Genomic DNA, 22,224 nt, shown 5'->3' with positions numbered 1-22,224 from the left:
CGGTCAGTGCTTCGGCGCCGTGAGGACGGCGCGCAGCTCGGTGGCCGCGGTGTCTGGGTCGGTCACGGCCTGGGTGACGAGGGCTTTCAGTGACGATGCGCCGAGCTGGGAGAGGCGTTCCTCGGCGTCGGGCGGCTGGGGAATTCCGCGTGCATTGGCGAAGGTCAACAGCGTCTCGAGGCGCTCGCGCACCTCGACCCGTTTTCTCTCCTGTGCGCGTTGCTCTTCCCAGAACGGTGAATCCAGCATGATGTCCCTCAAGAATCTGCTGAGCGGCTTATCTCCGAAGCGGCGGGAAGCCAGGGTGCCAAGTACCACGAGCAAGTCTAAGCGTTCCTCCGACGAAAGGCTCGGCGCCCGACGGATGCGGGACTCCGCCCAGGCGATTCGTTCGGGACCCGCGCTCGATTCCAGGACAGACAGGGGAAGCAGGGCGGTGGCCGCTCGTAAGGCCGGCTGGAGGTAGTCTACTTCCCAAAGGCGGACCACCTGGAAGTCGAAGGTGAGGACGCGCATGTCCCCGCAGTCGAAGCCATAGGGAGGGGGCGTGCCCTCTGCCTATGGCATGAGGTAGATCGCCACGGGAAGCACGGGCAGTTTTTCCCGGCGGTGGATGCGGACTGTGTAGTCCAGAAGTCGCGCCGCGAAATGCGGGTCTGCCTGAGCCTGGATTTCAACGTCCACCGCGAAGCGCGCTCCATGGGCTTCCACGACCATGACCGTGTCCGCGCGCCGCTCGGACTGTGGAAGGCTGGAATCCGCCATCCTGATGAAGGCTGGGTGTTGGTCACCGAAGAGGAGCAGCAGCAGTTGCTCGGGATGGCCTTGCACCAGCCTGCGCAGGATGAGGTCGAAGACGGTGGTCATGAAGTGTGGCGACCCTAGAGGTAGGGGCTGACATGGGTTCCTTCGTCAGTACAGGCGGGGCGCGGAAGACCCTGGCTTGGTTTCCGAATTGAGCGCGAATCCAGAGGTGTCAAGGGCTGGACTGGGAATGCCCATGCGGCGCAGGCTCTCGTTGTCTTGACTCAGTCCATTCCAACTCAGATTGGGCCCTATCGCTTGCGGCACCTGCTCGGCAGTGGTGGCATGGGGCAGGTCTTCGCGGCTGACCATGAGCGCATGGGCGGCCAGGTGGCCTTGAAGGTGCTGTCCTCTTCCGCGGCGAAGGAGCCACAGCGCGTCGCGCGCTTTCTTCAAGAGGCACGAGCGCTGGCCCTGCTCAAGCACGCGGGGGTCGTTCGCATCCTCGATTGCGACCAGGTCGACGACACGGCCTATCTGGCCATGGAGTATCTGGAGGGCCAGTCGCTCCGGCAATGGATGCAAGCCCAGGCGCGCATTCCCTTGTCATCCGCCCTGGCCATCTGCGCGCAGATCGCCGCCACCATGGTGGACGTTCATGCCCAGGGCATCGTCCACCGGGACTTGAAGCCAGAGAATATCTTCCTGTGTCCGGCCCCCTCGCTGGCCGCTGACCATCGCGTGAAGCTCCTGGACTTCGGCATCGCCAAGGTCCCGGAGGGACAGGCGGACCTGCTGGCCACGCAGGTCCACACGCACGAGGCCACGCTCATCGGGACGTTTCGTTACATGGCCCCGGAGCAACTCCTGAGCGCCGCGAAGGTAGATGGGGCCGCGGATGTCTATGCATTGGGAGTGGTCCTCTTCGAGCTGCTCGCGGGCCGTCCTCCCTTTGACGCGAAGGAGTCGGTGCTGGTCATTTCCGCGCATCAGCGTGAGCCGCCGCCTCCCTTGAAGCAGTTCGCGCCGGCCGTGCCCTCCGCGCTTGCCTCGTTCATCGCGGACATGCTGGAGAAACAACCCGCGGCACGCCCCGACATGTCGCGTTGCCGCGCCGTGTTCGAGCGCGCCTGGGCGCTGGACGCGGACGAGTGTCCGGTCCCTGGCCTCGCGCCCTTCACGGAGGCGCACGCGGAGCTCTTCTTCGGCCGGCAGGTGGAGGCGCGCGGGCTGCTGGAGCGCCTGGAGGAGGCGCGTCTGAGCACCCGGCGCTGGGTGCAACTGGAGGGGCCGAGCGGGGTCGGGAAGTCCTCGCTCATTCAGGCCGCGCTGCTGCCGGGGGTGAAGGCGCTGCCCTCCGAGGAGGGGCCGCGGTGGCTCATCGCCACCATGCGGCCTTCCGACACGCCGCTGCGCCACCTCGCGGAGGCGCTCGTCGCCGCGTATGCGGCCGTTGGTGTCACCGAACGTCGCGACGCCCTTGAGGCCTCCCTTCGGCGCGGGCCGGTCGCGCTCCACGATTTCGTCACGGAGCATACACCCAGCGAGTTCCGCCTCCTCCTGGTCCTGGAGCCGATGGAGGAGTTGTTCACGTTGGGCAGCGCCGAACTGGTGACAGTGGATGCCTTGCTCTCGGCCGCGCTGGCCGCGCCCGAGACGCCGCTGCGGCTCTTCACGAGCCTGCGCAGCGACTTCATCCACCGGCTCGAGCAGATGCCTTCGCTCCCGCACCACCTCCACTCCGCGGCGCGCTTTCCGCTGCTGCCCATGGGGGACGAGGCCCTCTCGCAGGTCGTCCAGGGGATGGCGGGCCGCGCGAGGCTGCGGCTCAGCGAGGGGCTCGCCGAGCGGATGGTGCAGGATGTCCGGAGCGAGGGCGGGCGACTCCCTCTGCTGGGACATACCTTGCAACGCATGTGGATGCTCAGCGGCGGCGCTCCGCTGACGCACGAGCACTACGAGCGGCTGGGGGGCGTCGGTGGGGCGTTGGCCCTCGACGCGGAGGCGCTGCTGGAGCGCCTGGGGGAGGAGGGAAAGCAGCGCGCGAAGTGGCTCCTCCTGGAACTGGTGCAGGTGGGGCGTGGCACGGCGGATACCCGGCGGCCCCGTTCCCGGAAGGGCGTCCTCGCGGCGGCGGGCGACGACGCCTTGGCTGAGCAGGTGCTGCACCGATTGTCCGGAATCCCCTTGGGACAGTCCCCGGCGGAGCCGTCCGGGCTCCGGCTCGTCGTGCTCTCCGGAGAGCACGACCCGTCCCGCCAGCGCGTGGAGTTGGTGCATGAGACCTTGTTGCACCGGGTGCCATCGCTCGTGTCCTGGCTGGAGCAGGAGCGCGTCCTGTTGGAGCGGCAGTCGGACCTGGAGGGTGTCGCGAATGCGTGGGAGCAGGCGCACAGGCCGTTGGAGGGGCTCCCCACCGGGACGTTGCTGGAGCACTACCGGCGCGGGTTCGACTCGCCGGGCCGTTGGGACGCCCCCGCCCTCAGTCCTCGCGCGAAGGACTTCCTCCGTGCGGCGGAGTGGCTCTCACGCCGCCGCATCCGTGCCCGGTGGCTCCTCATGGGGCTGGCGGCGCTCGCGAGCCTGGCCATCCTCTTCTACGCGCTCAGAGCCGAGCAGGAGCGGCGACACGCGCAGGAGAACCTCCAGCACCTCGTCGAGGTGGCCGACCGCATCTCCGCGGATGCGGATTGGGACCTGAGCCGGCTCGCGCACACGCTGAACATCCGTCGGGCCATGCTCACGAAGTTGGACGAGTCCTTGACGGCGTTGTCGATGGACGAGCGGGCCCAGCGTCCAGTCCGGCTTGCGAGCGTCCGCGTCGCGCACCGGATGGGGGACGCGGCCTACTACTCCGGCTCTCTCGCCGCTGCGGAGCGGCAGTTCTCCGAGGCTCGCCGCATGATGGTGGAGGGGCTCGCCGATGACGACCTGCAATGGCAGCTCGCGCTCAATGACTCCAAGCTGGGTAAGGTCGCCATGGCGCGTGGGCAGTGGGAGCGGGCGGATGCGCACCTGCTGGCCTCGTTGCGGCACATGGAGGCTCAGCCCCAGGTCGGGGAGGAGGCCATCGACATCCGGCGCAGCCTCGCGGTGAGCCTGTCCGAACTCGCGGAACTCCGCTGGGCGGAGGGGCGCGTCCGCGAGGCCGCGGCGCTCCTGGACCGCGCCATCTCGTTGCACGCCCAGAACAGCGACCCCTATAACGAGGCGTTGCTCTCGGTGGTCCTGTCGCAGCGCGGTGAGCTGGCCGTCAAGGAAGGCGCGCTGGGGGAGGCCGAGGCGGTGGTGGCTCGCGCGTCACGGCTTTCGCGGAACGCGCGCGCAGCCCGGGGCGGTGAGGCGTTCTATCTCTGGCCGTTGGGGAGGGCCCTGGTCGCGGAGGGGCACCTCCTCGCGGCGGCGGGGCGCCTCCGGGAGGCCGAGGCTCGCTACGCGGAGGCGCAGCGGTGGGGACAGGCGTTGCTGGATGGCGAGCCCCCCAACAAGCGCTATGCCCTCATGGCCGCCAGCGCGCTTCAGGGGCGCGAGGAGGTGTCCGCCGCCCTGGGCCTGGACGCCCCGCGTGCGGAATCCCGTGAGGGACGGTGTACCCTGGTGAGGCGATTCCTGGCGCAGGACCCGGAGGATGTGCGCTTCCAGGCCCTCACCTGTGAAGACGCGAGTCCGTAGCGAGGGGGACGTGATGATTCCGCTTTCCACTGATGATGAGGCGTCGTTCGAGGACCTGCTCCAGCGGGCGCGGACCGGCGAGCACGCGGCGATGGACGCGTTGTTCCGGAGGAGTTGGAAGGCATTGGAGCGGCACTCGGCCAAGAGCCCCGCCTTGGGGCTCCAGGGGGCCACGCGCCCGTCGGACATCTTCCAACTGTCCGCCTTGCGTGCCTTCGAGAAGCTGTCGTCCTTTCGTGGCCAGACGGAGGGCGAATGGTTCGCCTGGCTCAAGAAAGTCGTCTTCACGCAGTCACAGGACGTCCTCCGCGCGGAGGCGCGGGATGCGCAGCACGTCCCCGGGGGGAGGGCCCCCGACGGAGAGGCGGTCGAGGCCATTGCCTCCGAGGAGCGGACGCCCAGCCAGTTCACCGCCCGTCGAGAAGAATGGCGGAGGCTGCTGTCGATGTTCGGGCTCCTGCCGCTGGAGCAGCGTGAGGCCTTCAGGCTCTGCTGGTTGCTTGAGCTCACCGTCGAGGAGGCCGCGCAGCGGATGACGAAGTCGCATGCCGCCGTGTCGTCGCTGCTTCAGCGGGGCATGAGCACGTTGCGGCGGCAGATGCGGGAAGACGGGAGCCCCCTCCAGGATGAGTCCGAGGTGAGCGCCGCGCTGGAGACCTATTTCCGCCGACGGGACGCGGCAGGAGCGCCGCTGGACCTGGAGGACTTCATCGCGGAGTACCCATCCTGCGCCGGTCAACTGCGCGAGGTCCTGGAGTTCGTGACGCGGCTGCGTGCGTACAAGCCCGCCACCAGTCCTTGAGTGGAGCACGCCAGCCATGTTGCCTCCAGGGACTCAAGCGGGGGGGTACCGCATCGAACGCCGGATCGCGGTGGGGGCGACGAGCGACGTCTACGAAGGCCGCGACACCCGGGGAGGGCCGGTCGCCATCAAGGTGCTCGCGGCCCGGTGGGGCGTTCACGCGGAGATGGTGGCGCGCTTCCTCCAGGAGGCGAAGTCGCTCCTCGCCTTGAGACACGCCCACCTGGTGCGCGCGCTGGCCTTCGGCCTCATTGATGAGCGGCACCCGTTCCTGGTCCTGGAGTGGCTGCCGCGAGACCTGGAGCAGGGGCTGGCTGCCGCGGGAGGCCGCTTCGCGGTCCCTGATTGCGCGCGGGTCGTCCATCAGCTCGCGGAGGCGCTGTCCCTGCTTCACGCCGAAGGATGGATTCACCGGGACCTGAAGCCGGCGAATGTGCTCCTCGCCTGTGACAGCCTCGGCGCGCTGGACGTCCGGCTCTCGGACCTCGGGCTCGCCAAGCGGGTCGGTGACACCGGGGACATCGACCCCGGTCTGCCGCTGTCGACGGCGGAGGAGGCCCTGCTGGGGAGCCGGCATTACATGGCGCCCGAGCAGTGGACGAGCCCCAAACGGGTGGGGCCCGAGGTGGACGTCTATGCCCTGGGCGTCCTCTGGTTCCAGATGCTGGCGGGTGCGCTCCCATTCCCTGGCGAGGCCGAGCACGAGCTGATGTTCCGCCACATGCTGGACCCTCCCCCCATTCACCGGCTGGAGGCCACCGCGCCTGGGGCCACCGTCGCGATGGTCGCGCGGATGCTCGACAAGGAGGCTGGGCGGCGTCCTCCCCTGGCGGAGGTGCTCGCGCTGACCGCTGGTCCGGCCTGAGCGCGCCGCGCCCACCTGGAAATCACGCCGGCAGCGATGCCTTTTCCGCGCCGGGAGCGTCCTCTGAGGAAGACGGAGCAGGAGGCGCGACCATGTGGAGCGTAGGTGAGGCATTGGAGCGGTTCATCAGCTCACTGGAGCTGACGGAGGGGCAGCGGAACGAGGTCAGCAGGCAGCACACCCTGGTGCGCGAGGAGCTGAGCCGGAGGCTCGCTGGCTGTGAGACCTCCTTTTTGTCGGGCTCCTACAGTCGGAGCACCGCCATCCGGCCGCTGCATGACATCGACATCTTCACGGTGGTGGGGCGGGCATCGTCCACATCGCCGGAGACGCCCGACGCGGCGCTCAAGCGGGTGCGTCAGGCGCTGCACGCCGCCTGGCCGAACAAGGAGCTCGCCATCCTCCAGCAGCACTCGGTGCACCTGGGGTTCACCGGGACCGGCATCGAGTTCGATGTGGTCCCCGCCTATCAGCACCCCTCCCAGGACCACTTCCTCATCCCCGAGCGGAACTCGGGGCAGTGGATTCGCACCAACCCGCGAATCCACAAGGAGCTGAGCACCGCGGCGAACGAGCGGGCGGGCAAGAAGCTCAAGCCGCTCATCAAGGCCGTGAAGCACTGGAAGCGCGAGCATGACCTCCGTCTCCTGGGGTCATTCCATCTGGAGGTGATGGGCTACGAGGCGTTCTCCCGGGCGCCCGTGGGCTACCTGGAGGGGCTCGAGACGCTTTTCGCCTTCCTGGCGAACCGCGTGGAGCAGCCGGTCCGTGACCCCGCCGGGTTCGGCAAGGACGTGGACGAGCGGATGACAGGTGGGCAGCGGACGGCCGCGCGCAATGCGCTCCAGGGCGCGGCCAGGACGGTGCGGCTCGCGCTGAGCGAGCGCGACACGCGCCCGGAGCAGGCCCACCAGCGGCTCCGGGAGCTCTTCGGCGAGGCGTACCGGTACCGCTGACGCCCGGGCGCCGCGCGTCATGGCGCGGTGGGTGCCCAGAAAGTGAACGGCGCCGCGATGGGCTCCAGCGCGTTTGGGCGTCTTCTTTTGTGAAGCCCCTTCCAGGAGCGGACATGCGGAGCGAGGACATCCCCATCACCCCGAGGTCGCGCGCGCTCATCGTGCGCTACGAGCAGGACCGGCCCGTCGTCGAGGCCACGGCACGGGACACCCTGATTCGGTACGGCCTGGAGGGGGACCGCGACGTGGCCTCCGTCGTCCTGCACCCGCACGACCCGGCCCGGGCCGCCCGGGGCCTCCCGGGGCAGGAGTGGGGCGAGGCCTTCAGCGAGCACGAGCGTTTCGCGGCGGCGCTCCTCAAGCGGGAGGCGGAGCTGCACCTGGACCACCTCCCCGTTCACATCTTCGGCTGCGCGCCCCTGGCGCTGATGCTCGAGCTGGCTTCGCGGCTGCCGCGCCGGCCCGTCTGCGTCTATCAGCAGGCGCAGGATGGCACCTGGTCGCTGGGGTATGACCGGATGACCGCGCCCGCGACGGACGACTTCTTCCAGGTGGAGGGGCTCCCCATCGGTCGTCAGGGTGGGCGGGGCCATGTCCTGCTGGTCGTCGAGGTGACGCGCGCCATCCGGGACAATGTCCGCTCAAAGGTGTCGGCGTGGCTGCCGGAGGCGTCCATCCTGACGACGCTCTGCCTCCGTCCCGTGGCGGGGCCGTCCCCCACTGCGGTCCAGAATCCGGGGCAGGTGGCTCGCGCGGCGGCGCAGTTCCGGGAGGTGCTCGACAAGCTGCATGAGCTGCTGGATGGCGCCGAGTCCGTGGTCCTGGCCATCGACGCGCCCATCAGCTTCGCGGCGGCGTTGGGGACGGTCGTCAATCCGACCACGCAGCATCCCTTGACGCTCCTCCACTTCAACGCGGACCGGCAGGTCTATGACAGGGTTCATGTCATCCGGGCTCGCCGCGAAGTGGCGCCACGGGTTCCCACGGCGGATGACAAGCTCAACGCCACGCGGGTGCTCCGGGAGGTTCAGCGGGTCCACACGGAGCTGGTCGCCTGGCTCAAGGAGCCCGAGCAGCAGCCCTTCGTCGAGCACCTCGACGGGCAGGCCTACCTGCGCAGTGAAATCGAGGACGAGCCCGCCTACGAGCGCACGCCGCTCTTCCGCCATGGGGCGGGGAAGTGGAAGCTCGGCTGGGAGCTGCTGCTGGGGCTCTCGGCGCTGCGTGGGCGGCTCCAGTCGCAAGAGGACTGGAAGGAGTGCCTGCGGCTGTTCCTCATCCACGAGGCCTACCACGTCCGCCAGGGCGGGCTGACGTCCTACAACTACGGGGGCATCGGCCAGGCCGGCATCGTGTTGGAGGCCGCTGACTATGACGCGGATGCGGTGGGCATCGAGGTAGCGCTGGCGTGGCGCAAGGCCAAGCAGGGCGGCACCGTGAAGGACGTGGGGCAGGTGAAGACGCTCGAGTCCATCGTCTGGAACTCGCTGGAGATTCTGCGCGTCTTCGAGCCCGAGCGCCCCGTACGGGAGCTCGCCGAGCGGAGGCTGCGCCGCTACCTCATCTGGCTCTTCCACGCGTGCCGGTTCTCGGTGCTCGCGCTGCGCTCTCCGGACGCCGAGGTGCGGGAGGAACTGGAGCGGGTGACGGTGGAGCTGGTAGGCCTGCCTGCCTTCCGCGACCCGCACGAGAGCTACTTCCAGCAGCGGGTCCGGTTGTCGCTGGAGGACTCGCGCGAGGAGGTGATGCTGGCGCTCTACTTCCGGCACCGGCTGGTGCGCATGGACAACGCGCGCGCCTGGGTGGAGGTCCTGCTCCAGGCGCTTCGTGATTGGGAGGCGCCTTCCCGCGAGGCGCTCCAGGACCGCGTGCGGCTGCTCTTCGAGCGCCTCTTCGACAGGCACCCGGAGTTGCTCGCCGCCCGGAGGACGGGCGCGCGGTAGCCGCGCGCCTGGAACGACACGGTGGGTCTGGTGCTCACCGTGTGTCCTCACCCACCTCGCTCACGATGTTGCTCCAACCCCTGACAAGGGAGCGCCATGTCCTCGTTGGACCTGCCTGAACCTCCTTCAACAGAAGCCAGCCACTTGCGCCGGCGCTCCGCCTCGGCGCCGAGGTTGGAGTCCTTCACGTTGGCGCTGAAGACTGTCACGCCCATCCTGGGGGGCGGGCCGGTGGCGCGGAGCCCTGAGCTTCCTTCCGTGGACATCATCCGCGTCCCCACCGTGCGCGGGCATCTGCGCTTCTGGTGGCGCGCGCTGTATGGCCATGCCTACGTCGCGCGGGGAACAGTGGGCGCGGAGGAGCTGGCGCTTCGGGAGCGCCAGCTCTGGGGTGGCATGGGGCGGGCGAGGAGCGCGGCTGATGACGCCGCCGCGCGTGCCTGGCGCTCCCAGGTGGAAGTCCGGGTGACGGAGGTCCAGCCCGCTGGCGCGGACACAGGGAAGATCGACCTCGGTGCCCCGCCCGCCTATGCGCTGTGGCCGGCTCGCAACGGGAAGGACGAGGCGGATGTCCCTCGCTGGAAGCCGGGGCTTCGATTCAACCTGGAGGTGACCGCGCCCGAAGGTGACGCCATGGCGCAGGTTCGCAACGCGGTCCGCGCCTGGATTCTGTTCGGGGGGTATGGTTCGCGAGGCCGGCGCGGCTGTGGCTCCGTATGTCTGGAGACCTCGGCCCCCGACATCGCCCAATGGTTGCCAGCTTCGGCGGACCGGGCTTCGTTGAGGCGCCTCTTCGGAGACGTGCCGCTCTTCGCTCCCGAGCTGGCGGAGCATCCCTGTGACATGCCCTTGCTCAGGGGCGCGCACCTCCTCCGGGGAGACGCGAACACGAGGCCGCGTGACGGCGAAAAGGCCTGGCTGGCCGCGCTGGGCTGGCTGCGTGACTTTCGCCAGGGCACGCAGCCTACGTCCTCCGGAAGCGCCGACCCGTTGGGCGTGGCGAGGAGCCCTGGCGAGGGAAAGCGCGCGGGCCGCTCCAACTGGCCCGAGGCCGACAAGATTCGCCGCTTCGCGAGGCCGTCCCGGCAATCCAGACGCGCGGGCAATGCCTATCCAGAGGTCCACGCCCCGCGCCCACAGCACTCGGCGACGCCGGCCTGGCCGCGCGCTGGCTTCGGGCTGCCCATTGTCTTCCATTTCCAGCAGAAGCGGCGCGAGGGAGGCGACTACCAACCCAAGGAGCCAGACGACGTCCATCTCCAGTGGGAGCGGCAAGTGGGGAATCGGTGGGAGCCGATGGACCGGCTCGCATCGCCGCTCATCGTCAAGGCCTTGCCGCTCTTGGATGGCCGCTTCGAGCCCATCGCCCTGTGGCTGGAGCGTGGAACGCCCAGTGGTGGCCAGGTCGTCATGACGCAGTTCAAGGAGGCCGACGCGCGCACCCGCGTGCCCTTCGCCCGCGCGTTTCGTGCCCAGGACGACCAGCCCCTCTTCAAGCCACTCCAGCGCGCCGACAACCTGCGCGACGCCTTCTTCATGTGGCTGAAGGAAACCCGCAAGGCCCAGGAAGCGTGAGCCCATGAAACACGTCCTCGTTCTCAAGGTGGGCCCGGTGCAGGGCTACATCGCGCAGGCTCGCCGCACGCGGGACCTCTGGTACGGCAGCCAGGTCTTGTCGAACCTGGCCCGGGCCATGGCCGACTCCCTGCTGGAGTCTGGAGCCACGCTCGTCTTCCCGCATCCGGACCAGGCGCGTGATCCGCGCGCAGGGGTGGCCAACAAGGTCGTCGCCCTGGTGGAGGACGCGCCGGAGCACGCGGCCCGGGGCGCCAGGGAGGCGGCGAAGTCCCGGCTGCGGGCCGAGTGGGAGCGCGTCTTCAACAGGTGTCAGTCCATGCTCATCCCGGGCGCGGAGGCGGTGGCCGCGGAGCAACTGGACACCTTCCTGGAGGTCCACGCCGCCTGGGCTCTGGTGGAGGACACGCCCATGGGCTACGCCGCCGCGCTGGCGGAGGCCGAGCGTGCCCTGGAGTCCCGGCGGGGCCTTCGCGAGTTCGCGCCGTGGAAGCAGCGGCCACCGGCGGGGACGCACAAGTCGAGCCTCGACGGTGCCCGTCCGTCCCTGCTGCGCCGCGAGCGCCAGACGGACCACCTCTGGCGTGACTTCCGCATTGGCCTTCGCGAGGAGCTGGATGCGCTCGGCGTGCTCAAGCGCGCGGGAGGCCAGCCGGGCCAGTTCGTGCCCGTGCCCTCCATCGGGCTGGCGGCCTGGCTCCAGGTAGCAGGGACGCGGCATCCGGAGCTGCTCGCCCGGCTCCGTGCCGCGTGCGGGGCGCGGGACTTTCAATCCGTGAGCGTGAAGCAGCGCCCCTGGGTGGAGTCCTTCCCCTTCGACGGCCAGTTGCTGCTCCCCGAGCGCTGGCAGCCGTACTTCGAGGAGTACGCCATCCCCGAACCCCGACAGGCCGCCGCCAGCTTCGGCCGCGAGTTCGTGGCGCCACTGCGGGACGCCATGGGCGCGGACGCGGAGCCGTTCCCCTACGTGGCGTGCCTGGTGGCGGACGGGGACCGGATGGGGCGCGCGCTGGAGTCGCTCGCGGCGCGGTCCGACGGACATCTGGCGCACCAGCGTGTCTCCCAGGCGCTCGCGGACTTCACCCGAAAGGCGCGGGCCATCGTCGAGGTGGAGCACCGGGGCGTGCTCGTCTACGCGGGTGGGGACGACGTGCTGGCCTTCGTCACGCCCATGGACGCGCCCGCATGCGCCCGGGCGCTGGCGGTCGCCTTCCGTGCGTCATTGGAGAGCGCGCTCGCGGGCACGGGCGCCGAGGTGCCCACGCTCTCGGTGGGGCTGGGCATCGGCCATGTCCTGGAGAGCTTGGGCGAGCTGCTGGCCCTGGGGCGCCGCGCGGAGACCGCCGCGAAGAGGGCGGGCCGCGACGCACTGGCCATCCTCGTGGCGAAGCACGCCGGCCGTGAGCGGCTGTGGACGGCGCCTTGGGGCACCGACCCCGTGGCGCGCTTGGAGGCGGACATGGCGCTGCTCACGCGGGACGCCTTGCCGCTCCCGTTGGGCAAGGTCCACGAGGTGGCGGCCCTCGCTCGCCGCTTCCCCCCAGGCGCCGCCTCGGCGCCCGAGCTGGCCGAGGTCTTGCGGGACGAGGCCGGACGCATCCTCGCCCGGGCCGAGGCGGGCCGCGCGCCCAAGCCGCTTACCCCGGCGGACGTGGGGCTCGAGCTGTCCTCGGCCACGGCGCCGCAGGACGCGCTGGATCGCTGGGCGTCACGGCTGCTGGTCGCCCACACCTTCGCGTGCGCGGGGCGCGGGCTTGCTTCAGCACAGGACAAGGAAGGTGCGAGATGAGTGACGCGTGCTTCGCGCTGCTGCCGCGCGACGGGCTGTCGGCCAAGGACGGGCGGGGCTGGTACACCTCGGAGGTGGGGCGTGGGTACTCGCTGCCGTGGCCCTTGCCCACCACCGTGAGAGGCGCTCTGCGCGCCGCCTGGGGCCATGAGCTCATGGCGGACCAGGGCATCACGTTGTCCCCGGAGACGTGGGAGCGTGACTCCGCGCGGGTGGAGCTCCGGCGCTTCATCGCGCTGCGCCGTGCGCTGGGCGAGCCGGCTTTCACTCGGGCCCACCGGATGTGGCCCGCTCCCGCCGACGCGGTGCGTGTCCTTGACGAGGCGGGCACGGAGCGGCTGGTGCGCTTGGAGCCCCACCCCGGCGGCGCCGCGACGCTGGGGCCGGACGAGGACGATGCCCGTGAGGCGCTGTGGCACCCTCGCCGGAGCGTGAGCGGCAAGCCCCTGGCGCCGCCCTTGTTCTGGCCGGAAGCCACGATGGTGGCGTGGCTGAGCGGCGCGTCGGATTCGCTCGCGCTGGAGCGGGAGGCGCCGCCGCCGCGCACGGACATCCACCTGGCCATCGACGTGGAGACGCAGGCGTCGCAGGACTCGATGCTCCACTCCCGCGAGGTCGTGGAGTGGCTGCGCGTCCAGTCGCGGGACGCGGGGCGCCTCACGCTGGAGGAGTGGGCGCTCGGCGTGTCCTGCGCGTGGCCGGACTCGGCGAAGGGGCTGCCTCACGGCCCGTTGGGGCTGGGCGGACGGCGCCGCCTGTCGGACGTGGAGCGGTTGGACTCGAACCTCTTCGCCATGCCGGCGGGGTTGGCCCGGGCGACGCGCGGCCTGCGCCTGGTGCTGGCCACGCCCGCGGAGTTCCAGCGCGGGTGGTTGCCTGACGGCTTCGAGCGCGTGGCCGGGATGCCGCCGCGCTATGTGGGCCGGCTGCCGTGCATCGACGCGCCCGTGGTGCTGCGCGCCGCGCTGGTGCCCCGGCCGCTGGAGGTGTCGGGCTGGGACATGGTGCGGCGCCAGCCCCGCGCCACGCGGCGGTGGGTGCCCGCGGGCGCCGTCTACTTCTTCGAGAAGCTCGGCGGCGAGGACTTCACCGCCGATGAGCTGTGCAAGCTGTGGCTGGCCTCCTGGGGCGGCGGCCACGCGGAGGCGCTGGGGCAGGTGCTGCCCGGCGTGTGGCAACCGCCCCGTCACGGACAAGGAGCCTGAGCATGGAGAGCCGACCCTATCTTCTTCACGCGCTGTCACCGCTGCATGTCGGCACTGGACAGAGCGTGGGTGTCATCGACCTGCCCCTGGCGCGGCTGAAGGCCACGGGCATCCCCTTCGTCCCGGGCTCGTCCCTCAAGGGCGTGCTGCGCGAGCTGCGGCGGCCTCGTGACAAGTCGAGCGACGCGTGTGGCCTGCACGACGCCGTCTTCGGGCCTCGGCGGGCGAAGGCGGGCCCGGAGGGCGACGAGCCCGGGGACTACGCGGGCGCGCTGGTGGTGGGGGACGCGCGGCTGCTCGCCCTGCCGGTGCGCAGCTTCGTGGGCACCTTCGCGTTGGTGACCTCGCCCCTGCTGCTCGCGCTCGCGCGGCGGGACCTGGGCGGGGAGGAGGGCGCCTGGCCGAAGGTGGAGCCCCTGACCCAGCGCCGCGCGCGCGTGGCCTCGGTGAAGGCCAGCGCCGTCGTGTACGGCGCCGGCACGGCGGAGCCTCGCGTGTACCTGGAGGACCTGGACCTGCCGGTGCTGCCGGAGGGTGACGCGGCCCTGGACACCTGGGCCCAGGGGCTGGCCGGGCTGCTGCCGGAGGCGGAGCGCGCGCTGCTGACGAAGCGGCTGGTGCTGGTAGACGACGAGACGATGTCCTTCCTCTGGGAGACGGCCACGCAGGTGGATACGCGCGTGAGCATCGACCCGGACACGGGAACCGCGGCCAAGGGGCAGCTCTGGACGGAGGAGAGCCTGCCCGCGGAGACGCTGCTCGTGGGGGTGATGGGGGCCACGGGCACCTTCAACTCGGCGCCGCGCAAGCTGGCGGCGGACGCGGTGCTGGATGCGGCGTTCGGCGGCGAGGGCACGGTGCTTCAACTGGGGGGCAAGGCCACCGTGGGGCGAGGGCGTTGCCGGCTGCTGGCGTGGCGTGCTCCGGACGCGCGAGGTGGGCGATGACGGGGCAGACACGGGAGCAGCAGCGCGCGCTCGATGCCTATGCGCGGGTGCGGAAGGTCGAGGGCCAGGCGCTGCGCGCGGACTACAAGCCCCGGGTGAATGGCCTGGGCGCCACGGTGCTGCGCGACGGGCTGGCGGCGGCGCTCGCCTTCCTGGAGCGGGAGGCCGGAAACACGGCCGCCGAGCGCTTGCTGAAGGACCTGGAGTGGTGCCTGGAGCGGGCGCGGCTCCCGGGGCTGTCCGCGGAGGCGCTGAAGAAGGGCTTGCCGGGCGCGGTGCGCGCGCTGGAGTTGGACGCGTACATGCTGGCCACGCGCGAGTCGCTCCGGCTGCTGGTGTGGTTCCGCCGCGCGGTGCAGGCCACCTTCACCGAGGAGGAGCACGGTCATGCGTGATGCCCTTCGCCGTGTGGTGGGCGCGGTTGCGAAGAGCGCGCACGCGGGGCTCGTGTACGAGCGCTATGCTCCGGAGAAGAGGCACGACGTCCGGCCCGACCCCTGGGAGCAATGGCTGTCCCGGCTGGAGGAACATCCCGAGCCGGACGACTACGCGGAGGCGTTCAAGCGCTGGGAGGACGCGCTCCGGCAGTCCTATACGGCGACCTTCACGGCGCGCGCGGTGAGCCGCCTGCTGGTGGGGCATGGCAATGCGTCACCTACCGGGGTGGGGCTGACGCTGCACCATACGTGGGGCGTGCCCGTGGTGCCGGGCTCGTCGCTGAAGGGCGTGCTCGCGGGCTACCTGCGCGCGGTGTACGGCGATGGCGCGGCGGAGGAGCGCCGGAGGCTCTTCGGCGTGGCAGGGGAGGACGGCGCGCCGGAGCAGGCCCACGCGGGCGAAGTTATCTTCCATGACGCGCAGTGGGTGCCGTGCTCGCGCGTCACGGGGCTGGACCGCGCGCAGTCGTTCCTGGCCCGGGACGTGCTCACGGTCCATCACCCCGGCTGGTATGGCGGCAAGGCCGCGTGGCCGAGCGATTACGAGCCGCCCAACCCCGTGGCCTTCTTGTCGGTGCGCCCTGGAGGCCGATTCCTCGTGGCGCTGAGCCTGGCGCCGGGCACGGAGGCGGACGCGCAGGCGGAGGACTTCCTGGCGTGGACCGCGCGGCGGCTGGACGAGGCGCTGCGGCACTGGGGCGTGGGCGGGAAGACGGCGGCGGGGTACGGCAGGCTCGTGCGGGAGGGGCCCTGCGCCATCCAGCCGCCGAGGCGTCCCGTTCGCGCCTCGCCGGCGCTGACGGAGTTCCTGGCGTGGGTGGAGGCCCGGCGCGCGGACAAACTGGAGCAGAAGCAGGTGTTGGCTGTTTTCGAGACGGATTGGCTTTCGCGGCTGGTCTCCCTGTCCCCCGAGGCTCGCGACGCTGGGGCCAGGGCGCTGCGGTCGCTCGTCAAGAGCCCCAAGCTCGAAGCGCGAAGGGATGCGCTGCTCGCCCGGATGGGGACGGACGTGGAGGGACGCTGAGGGACCTGCTCCCCCCCGTGTAGGGGCGCTGTATGATGAATGACATTCAAGCACCTCGCCGTGGCGGAGGCCCGCGCCCTCGAAATGGACGATTTCCCCTGTTGTTTCGTGGGGTTGAGGCTCTTTGACAGGTGAATAGGTGCATGATCGATGAAAAGCTGAGTGATTCCATGGGGTTCGGATTTCTGGGTAGGGTCCGGGAGGCACAACCCTGGCGAAAGCGGGGGAGGTGCTTGAAAAGGGGGGTGGTAAGTTGGCGGAACTGCTGGGAGATTCAGACGGGCAGTCCCGCTCGCCGTGATGCCGGAAGGCGTTGAGCACATGCCCTTGGAGACGGAGGTGGGCTGCGCGGTGCGTCCCGCTCGCCGTGATGCCGGAAGGCGTTGAGCACTAGGCACCCTGCAAGTGAGGCCATATGCTTTTGTAGTCCCGCTCGCCGTGATGCCGGAAGGCGTTGAGCACTGCCTAGCAGCTTCGAGCGCCCACGGAACTTGCGGTCCCGCTCGCCGTGATGCCGGAAGGCGTTGAGCACCTCACGGTCATGAACACGGGAACCCTGGATGACCTGCGGTCCCGCTCGCCGTGATGCCGGAAGGCGTTGAGCACTCGTAATAGGGCCGCAGGACGCCAGTTTGATGCGGTCCCGCTCGCCGTGATGCCGGAAGGCGTTGAGCACGTCGAGGCAACCGCCGTGGAGAGGGGATTGGCCTTGTCCCGCTCGCCGTGATGCCGGAAGGCGTTGAGCACTAATAGCCCATCGCTGCGCTGACCATCAGCGTGTAGGTCCCGCTCGCCGTGATGCCGGAAGGCGTTGAGCACCGCTTCACGTGGTAGATGCGCAGCTCGCCGCCGAGGTCCCGCTCGCCGTGATGCCGGAAGGCGTTGAGCACCTTCTTCATGGTGCTCTCTGGCGGCTGCGAGGTGAGATGGTCCCGCTCGCCGTGATGCCGGAAGGCGTTGAGCACTGTTGGCCTCTGCCCTCTCTGACCTCTCATGGTCGTCCCGCTCGCCGTGATGCCGGAAGGCGTTGAGCACGTGTACGGCGCGGGCGTCGATGCGCCGAGGAGCACGGTCCCGCTCGCCGTGATGCCGGAAGGCGTTGAGCACCGGCCGGATTCGTCCCGCTCCAGCTCGCCGGGCGTCCCGCTCGCCGTGATGCCGGAAGGCGTTGAGCACACGTGCAAAACGTCCTGAGGCTGATGCGCAACTTGCATGTCCCGCTCGCCGTGATGCCGGAAGGCGTTGAGCACAAGCAGAAGGCCGCGGCCGCGCGCGCTGGCCAAGGTCGTCCCGCTCGCCGTGATGCCGGAAGGCGTTGAGCACCCTAAGTAGATGCCCATCTCCGGGTGCACCAGCAGGTGTCCCGCTCGCCGTGATGCCGGAAGGCGTTGAGCACCACTACATGGCCGCCAAGGAGGCGCTCTTCGAGGTCCCGCTCGCCGTGATGCCGGAAGGCGTTGAGCACATGGGCTGTCGCTGGGTGTCGTCGCGTATGACGGTGTCCCGCTCGCCGTGATGCCGGAAGGCGTTGAGCACACAGCCTTCCTTGGTCGTGGTGCGCTGGCGGTGTCTCTTCCAGTCCCGCTCGCCGTGATGCCGGAAGGCGTTGAGCACTCAATGATTTCTCATACCCCCGCCATCTCTCTGTCTAGTCCCGCTCGCCGTGATGCCGGAAGGCGTTGAGCACTAGCGCCTGCTCTCCCCTGCACGGTGCGCCGCCGCCTCGGCGTCCCGCTCGCCGTGATGCCGGAAGGCGTTGAGCACAGGTCCTTGGTGCCGTTGGGAAACGGCACGAGGGTATTGAGGTCCCGCTCGCCGTGATGCCGGAAGGCGTTGAGCACGTAAATGAGGCTGTAGCTGCGGGCCTGGGTGTCATTGAGGTCCCGCTCGCCGTGATGCCGGAAGGCGTTGAGCACGAGTCCAGGACGCTGTAAACGGGCTCAACGTAGGTCCCGCTCGTCGTGATGCCGGAAGGCGTTGAGCACCCGCCGTAGGGCTTCGGGCCGACGACCCAGAGGGAGTGTCCCGCTCGCCGTGATGCCGGAAGGCGTTGAGCACCCTCCCTTAGCGAGTTTCCACCTCTCAAAATCCAAGGTCCCGCTCGCCGTGATGCCGGAAGGCGTTGAGCACAGCCAAGGGCTCTTCACGCTCCAGCCGGGGCGCTTCAGTCCCGCTCGCCGTGATGCCGGAAGGCGTTGAGCACGTGCGTGTGGCCATCGCGATCCCCGAGGACGGGAAGTCCCGCTCGCCGTGATGCCGGAAGGCGTTGAGCACTTGCAGTTGGCGCAGTACTCCGACGTCAGGCTGTCGTCCCGCTCGCCGTGATGCCGGAAGGCGTTGAGCACTGACGGAGTACGTAATGTAAGGGATTGCCTTGTACCGTCCCGCTCGCCGTGATGCCGGAAGTCGTTGAGCACCGGTTGGCGCTTGGGCCATGGGTAGCTTCTGGTTCCAGTCCCGCTCGCCGTGATGCCGGAAGGCGTTGAGCACCGGTAGTCCGCGGGGAAGTCCATCGCGCGCTGGAGCTGTCCCGCTCGCCGTGATGCCGGAAGGCGTTGAGCACACGTCCTCACCGGTCATCAGCCTGTTCCGCGCGATGGTCCCGCTCGCCGTGATGCCGGAAGGCGTTGAGCACGCCCGAAGCAGCGGCAGCTTAGGGTCATTGGCGAGTCCCGCTCGCCGTGATGCCGGAAGGCGTTGAGCACTGTATTGTTCAGCGTCGCCATACGCATCAAGCGGAGTCCCGCTCGCCGTGATGCCGGAAGGCGTTGAGCACTCGAGCGGCGACGTCGTCGGCAACTGCTCCGCCGCGTCCCGCTCGCCGTGATGCCGGAAGGCGTTGAGCACTTCCCTGATTTCAACATGGGCACCTATGAGGAGTGCGCTGTCCCGCTCGCCGTGATGCCGGAAGGCGTTGAGCACCGTTCACCCCCGAGGTGAAAGCCCCGCTGAGTTGATGTCCCGCTCGCCGTGATGCCGGAAGGCGTTGAGCACATACGTCTCCTCTGTTGCTGTGGATGTGGCCTAGGACGGTCCCGCTCGCCGTGATGCCGGAAGGCGTTGAGCACAAGGAGCACATGAAATTCACGGGCAACGACAAGGGTCCCGCTCGCCGTGATGCCGGAAGGCGTTGAGCACCCCTTGACGGTGGTGCTGTTTACGGCAACACTGAAGGGTCCCGCTCGCCGTGATGCCGGAAGGCGTTGAGCACCACTGCTTTTGTCTTTCTGTCAGGACCTCGTAGTTGTCCCGCTCGCCGTGATGCCGGAAGGCGTTGAGCACGATACGCTCCAGGCCACCCCGCATCGCAGCCACCTCGTCCCGCTCGCCGTGATGCCGGAAGGCGTTGAGCACACAGACTCCACGTCGGACGGGAGGGGCAGCTCGTTGAAAGTCCCGCTCGCCGTGATGCCGGAAGGCGTTGAGCACGAAGAGGAGCTGCGCGCCGCGCGGGAGATTATCGTCCCGCTCGCCGTGATGCCGGAAGGCGTTGAGCACCCATGGCCAGCAGGCATCGGGAGGCGCGGGCGTGAAGTCCCGCTCGCCGTGATGCCGGAAGGCGTTGAGCACCGTTCAACCGCGAGGAACGCGCCGTCAGGCAACGGTCCCGCTCGCCGTGATGCCGGAAGGCGTTGAGCACTAGTTGGCGCGGTCCTGCGCAGTCGGAGTGGTGCTGGGTCCCGCTCGCCGTGATGCCGGAAGGCGTTGAGCACCGTCCTTCCAAGTCATCCACGACGCGCTCTGCCGTTGTCCCGCTCGCCGTGATGCCGGAAGGCGTTGAGCACGTGAAATCACGGAGTCGGGAAGCAGCATCCGCCAGCGGTCCCGCTCGCCGTGATGCCGGAATGCGTTGAGCACCCAGGGGCGGGAGTCGAACCCGTACCCGGGAGGAGCGAAACCCCAGCAGGATCGCGCCCTTTCCTCTCAACCTCCTGGACTGCGTTGGATTCGACCTCCCGCCACATCCCCTGCCGTCCCGCCCTGTTCCAGCGCGCTCCGCAGGGGCATGCGACACACGTGCAACATGGCGGGGCCTGAAAGAGATGGGCTTCAACCCGCCTAGAGAGAGGCCGAGTTGCGGATGGCTCGGCCCCTCTTGTTCCTACGATTGGTGCTGGAGCGGCTCCAGTAGCCCCGCGCCGTCCAGCACTTCACGCACGCGGTCAGCAAGTGCCACGTGTTCTGGGTTGCTGACCGTGAAGCGCTCGGGAGTGAGGACGATGAGGGTCCCTTTGTCTCCCACGGGTTCGATGTGGACCGGAGCGGGGAGGGGAGGAATTGTCCCCCGGTGCTGGGCCAGGTACGTCACCCACCCGACGTATGGCGATTTCGGGACGCGCCGAGCCTCAGCAATATCGCGGTGAGCGTGCGAGATGGCCACTCCCCAGTCAGGCTCCCAGGCGATAGCAGTAGCTCGCAGGATGTCGGCTAGTACAGGCGAAGTGAGAACGCGATCCGCGTGTGCTCCACGGATAGGCAGCCCGAATACACAGACGTTGCTCACCGCATCGGTGTAGCCACCGCAGAGGATGTCGAAGTCAACCGCATCCCGATCTTCATCTGCACCATTCCAACCACGGATGCGAAATCCGAGGTCCTCAAACACTCGATCTCGACCACGTCGAACGAGCTTCTCAAGCTCTGCGTGACTCAACGCAAACGGTCGTTTCAGCGCGTCCTTGCGTGATTTCCCAAGTTGGAACCATCGCGTGAATGCTGGATCGGTAGCGCGGAGCTCTTCTAGGAAGTTCTCTAAGCGCTTGGCGCACTCACCCTCATTTTCCCTGCGAGATCCCCAATAAACACCAGCGTAGTAGGTCTCCTCCACGTTCGTAGGCTCCTCACATTACCGGGGGCGTAAACACCACCTCGATGCCAGATGCGTCGTAGGAGGCAAGCAGCTTCCGAATCGCACTGGCGGCGGATTCCTCTGCGACGTGCCACCGGATTGGAGTGTGAGTGGCGCGAGCGGCGCGAAGCTGGCGTTGGGCTTGTTCGACAAGCGCCGTGGCGCCCGAATTCTTGAACCAGCGTCTTGGATCGAGTCCCTCGAAGAACTGGGCATAGCCCGCCCCCTTGGCTTCCAGCAGAACGCCCATCTCGAAGCCATCGAACTTCACTCCTCCGTCTTTCGCACTGGTGCCACCCACCCAGTATGCCTCGTCTGCGGAGTGTCCCGTGATTTGTTCCTGGTATCGCCGCGCTCGCGGTGACATGGACTCGTTTGACGGTGCCCACTGTCCAGGCCCCTTGGCGGGCCCCGTCTGACTCTCCGCTGTGCCAGCCCGCTGAAGGATGATGGCGGCTCCCGGACCTCCCCCAAGTACCGACGCCGCGCGCCCCACGGGTGCCGCTACCCGCTCGACGGTCAGCGCTCCCTGCGCGGACAAGGACAACACAGGCACCGTGGCCTCAACACCCGCCAGAGCCCCTGTCACCGTGCGCGTCGTGGCAGCAGCAGTGCCGGTTGTGAGAACGAGGTTCGTGGCCAATTCGGATACGGCCTGAATCTGCTCGCCCCGCGTCATGTAACGGAAGCGCTCGAAGTATTCCGGCGACGACTCGATGAGCGCCGCCACACCAGCGGGCAGATTCTTGAGGGCCGCAAAGCTGTCCAGCGGGTAGGTGAGGAAGTGGCCTACGGAGAGCGCCAGCTTCACGAATGCCGCTTCGGCCCCGTCCAGGGTACGCCCCACAAAATCCGCGTCGTCGTGGACGTCCGTCAACGGTTGCCCATCCGCCTCTCGCAGAGCGTTGTCCAGCAGCCGGTAGACGCCCGTGCGTCCGTCGTAGAAACGGCCCAGCTCGAAGCCGTGGGCACGGAAGCCACCATCTTGCCATTCGACAGGAGCCACGCGCTGCTGTGTCTTCCCGCTGCGCACCCACGCAAGGCAGCCGTCAGGCCGAAGCACCGCCACGCTGGAGAAGCGCTCAATCTGGCTCAGCAGTTCGGCGCGCGAGAGCTCGCCCTCCTCCAGCGCCTTGCGCAGCAGGTGGCCCACCGCGAGGCGTGAGGGGAACTGAGCCAGCGTCGCCGGCTTCCCCAACAGCGCTTCCATCAGCCGCGCTGCCTGGGCTGGGGCCAGCGAGCCTCCTGAAATCGGGCGCGCGTCTCGCTCCTCAATCCCCGCGCGCGAGGTAAGCGTCCGGCCAACGACGTGCTGAGGGGCGTTGAGTGGTGAGTCGCCGCCATGGTCCCTGGCGCGTATGTCGAAGCCGTTGGAGAAGCAGGAGTGGTTCCGGGTCGCCGAAGCATTCGAGGCGA

At 69.1% G+C, this 22,224-nt stretch carries 15 protein-coding genes and 1 CRISPR repeat array; of the genes, 11 read left to right on the top strand and 4 right to left on the bottom strand.

The genetic code is table 11. The annotated features are described in order from the left end of the window. Positions 1-3: 3 nt before the first annotated feature. Together F8M74_RS38105 and F8M74_RS38100 are read right to left on the bottom strand one after the other, a co-directional pair. Positions 4-516, bottom strand: coding sequence for a hypothetical protein (locus F8M74_RS38105; protein ID WP_228560363.1), 513 nt, complete (start codon positions 514-516; stop codon positions 4-6). A gap of 42 nt (positions 517-558) precedes the next feature. Further along, positions 559-867, bottom strand: a complete 309-nt coding sequence (locus F8M74_RS38100) for a hypothetical protein (RefSeq protein ID WP_228560365.1) — start codon at positions 865-867, stop codon at positions 559-561. Positions 868-1,062: 195 nt separating this feature from the next. On the opposite strand from F8M74_RS38100, the gene F8M74_RS26710 reads away from it, so the two are divergent. The 11 genes from F8M74_RS26710 to cmr6 all read left to right on the top strand — a co-directional run bounded on the left by F8M74_RS26710 (position 1,063) and on the right by cmr6 (position 15,959). Then, positions 1,063-4,416 (top strand): protein kinase, encoded by a 3,354-nt coding sequence (locus F8M74_RS26710; RefSeq protein ID WP_141255163.1) that lies wholly within the window; start codon positions 1,063-1,065, stop codon positions 4,414-4,416. 13 nt (positions 4,417-4,429) lie between these two features. After that, positions 4,430-5,218: an RNA polymerase sigma factor gene (locus F8M74_RS26705; RefSeq protein WP_141255164.1), complete on the top strand. Its 789-nt coding sequence runs from the start codon at positions 4,430-4,432 to the stop codon at positions 5,216-5,218. Positions 5,219-5,234: 16 nt separating this feature from the next. Further along, positions 5,235-6,083, top strand: coding sequence for a serine/threonine-protein kinase (locus F8M74_RS26700; protein WP_163884574.1), 849 nt, complete (start codon positions 5,235-5,237; stop codon positions 6,081-6,083). Between the two features lie 92 nt (positions 6,084-6,175). Further along, positions 6,176-7,039 (top strand): CBASS oligonucleotide cyclase, encoded by an 864-nt coding sequence (locus F8M74_RS26695; RefSeq protein ID WP_141255165.1) that lies wholly within the window; start codon positions 6,176-6,178, stop codon positions 7,037-7,039. Between the two features lie 113 nt (positions 7,040-7,152). Beyond that, entirely contained in the window at positions 7,153-8,982 is a 1,830-nt protein-coding gene (locus F8M74_RS26690) for an SAVED domain-containing protein (protein WP_141255166.1), read from the top strand. 189 nt (positions 8,983-9,171) lie between these two features. After that, complete coding sequence (locus tag F8M74_RS26685; RefSeq protein WP_228560367.1) at positions 9,172-10,557, top strand: RAMP superfamily CRISPR-associated protein; 1,386 nt, start codon at positions 9,172-9,174, stop codon at positions 10,555-10,557. A gap of 4 nt (positions 10,558-10,561) precedes the next feature. Continuing rightward, a complete protein-coding gene (cas10, locus tag F8M74_RS26680; RefSeq protein ID WP_141255168.1) occupies positions 10,562-12,346 on the top strand; it encodes a type III-B CRISPR-associated protein Cas10/Cmr2 in 1,785 nt (594 codons plus the stop codon). After that, a complete protein-coding gene (locus tag F8M74_RS26675; protein WP_141255169.1) occupies positions 12,343-13,551 on the top strand; it encodes a type III-B CRISPR module-associated Cmr3 family protein in 1,209 nt (402 codons plus the stop codon). Before cas10 ends, F8M74_RS26675 begins: the two co-directional genes overlap by 4 nt. 2 nt (positions 13,552-13,553) lie before the next feature. Continuing rightward, positions 13,554-14,498: a type III-B CRISPR module RAMP protein Cmr4 gene (cmr4, locus tag F8M74_RS26670; protein WP_141255170.1), complete on the top strand. Its 945-nt coding sequence runs from the start codon at positions 13,554-13,556 to the stop codon at positions 14,496-14,498. After that, the gene (gene cmr5, locus F8M74_RS26665; RefSeq protein ID WP_141255171.1) at positions 14,495-14,893 is read left to right on the top strand and encodes a type III-B CRISPR module-associated protein Cmr5; all 399 of its coding nucleotides are present in this window, start codon (positions 14,495-14,497) and stop codon (positions 14,891-14,893) included. The genes cmr4 and cmr5 overlap by 4 nt, the downstream gene beginning before the upstream one ends. After that, the gene (cmr6, locus tag F8M74_RS26660; protein ID WP_141255172.1) at positions 14,886-15,959 is read left to right on the top strand and encodes a type III-B CRISPR module RAMP protein Cmr6; all 1,074 of its coding nucleotides are present in this window, start codon (positions 14,886-14,888) and stop codon (positions 15,957-15,959) included. Before cmr5 ends, cmr6 begins: the two co-directional genes overlap by 8 nt. A gap of 285 nt (positions 15,960-16,244) precedes the next feature. After that, positions 16,245-19,817: direct repeats of the CRISPR family, unit length 36 nt; unit sequence GTCCCGCTCGCCGTGATGCCGGAAGGCGTTGAGCAC. Between the two features lie 244 nt (positions 19,818-20,061). Here the strand turns inward: cmr6 and F8M74_RS26655 are convergent. Together F8M74_RS26655 and F8M74_RS38565 are read right to left on the bottom strand one after the other, a co-directional pair. After that, on the bottom strand, positions 20,062-20,787 hold the full coding sequence (locus F8M74_RS26655) for an immunity 52 family protein (RefSeq protein WP_141255173.1): 726 nt from the start codon (positions 20,785-20,787) through the stop codon (positions 20,062-20,064). Positions 20,788-20,800: 13 nt separating this feature from the next. Then, positions 20,801-22,224: Tox-REase-5 domain-containing protein (locus F8M74_RS38565; RefSeq protein ID WP_301340604.1), on the bottom strand; the 1,424-nt coding region annotated here is incomplete at its 5' end.

Origin of the sequence: Myxococcus sp. CA023, from assembly GCF_010998615.1 — a bacterium.
Taxonomy (GTDB): domain Bacteria; phylum Myxococcota; class Myxococcia; order Myxococcales; family Myxococcaceae; genus Myxococcus.
This window is presented reverse-complemented; position numbering and strand designations above follow the sequence as displayed.

What these genes read in the sequence shown, in the direction of transcription:
- F8M74_RS38105 (WP_228560363.1), bottom strand. Translation starts at nt 516, where the DNA reads ATGCGCGTCCTCACCTTCGACTTCCAGGTGGTCCGCCTTTGGGAAGTA.
- F8M74_RS38100 (WP_228560365.1), bottom strand. Translation starts at nt 867, where the DNA reads ATGACCACCGTCTTCGACCTCATCCTGCGCAGGCTGGTGCAAGGCCAT.
- F8M74_RS26705 (WP_141255164.1), top strand. Translation starts at nt 4,430, where the DNA reads ATGATTCCGCTTTCCACTGATGATGAGGCGTCGTTCGAGGACCTGCTC.
- F8M74_RS26700 (WP_163884574.1), top strand. Translation starts at nt 5,235, where the DNA reads ATGTTGCCTCCAGGGACTCAAGCGGGGGGGTACCGCATCGAACGCCGG.
- F8M74_RS26695 (WP_141255165.1), top strand. Translation starts at nt 6,176, where the DNA reads ATGTGGAGCGTAGGTGAGGCATTGGAGCGGTTCATCAGCTCACTGGAG.
- F8M74_RS26690 (WP_141255166.1), top strand. Translation starts at nt 7,153, where the DNA reads ATGCGGAGCGAGGACATCCCCATCACCCCGAGGTCGCGCGCGCTCATC.
- cas10 (WP_141255168.1), top strand. Translation starts at nt 10,562, where the DNA reads ATGAAACACGTCCTCGTTCTCAAGGTGGGCCCGGTGCAGGGCTACATC.
- F8M74_RS26675 (WP_141255169.1), top strand. Translation starts at nt 12,343, where the DNA reads ATGAGTGACGCGTGCTTCGCGCTGCTGCCGCGCGACGGGCTGTCGGCC.
- cmr4 (WP_141255170.1), top strand. Translation starts at nt 13,554, where the DNA reads ATGGAGAGCCGACCCTATCTTCTTCACGCGCTGTCACCGCTGCATGTC.
- cmr5 (WP_141255171.1), top strand. Translation starts at nt 14,495, where the DNA reads ATGACGGGGCAGACACGGGAGCAGCAGCGCGCGCTCGATGCCTATGCG.
- cmr6 (WP_141255172.1), top strand. Translation starts at nt 14,886, where the DNA reads ATGCGTGATGCCCTTCGCCGTGTGGTGGGCGCGGTTGCGAAGAGCGCG.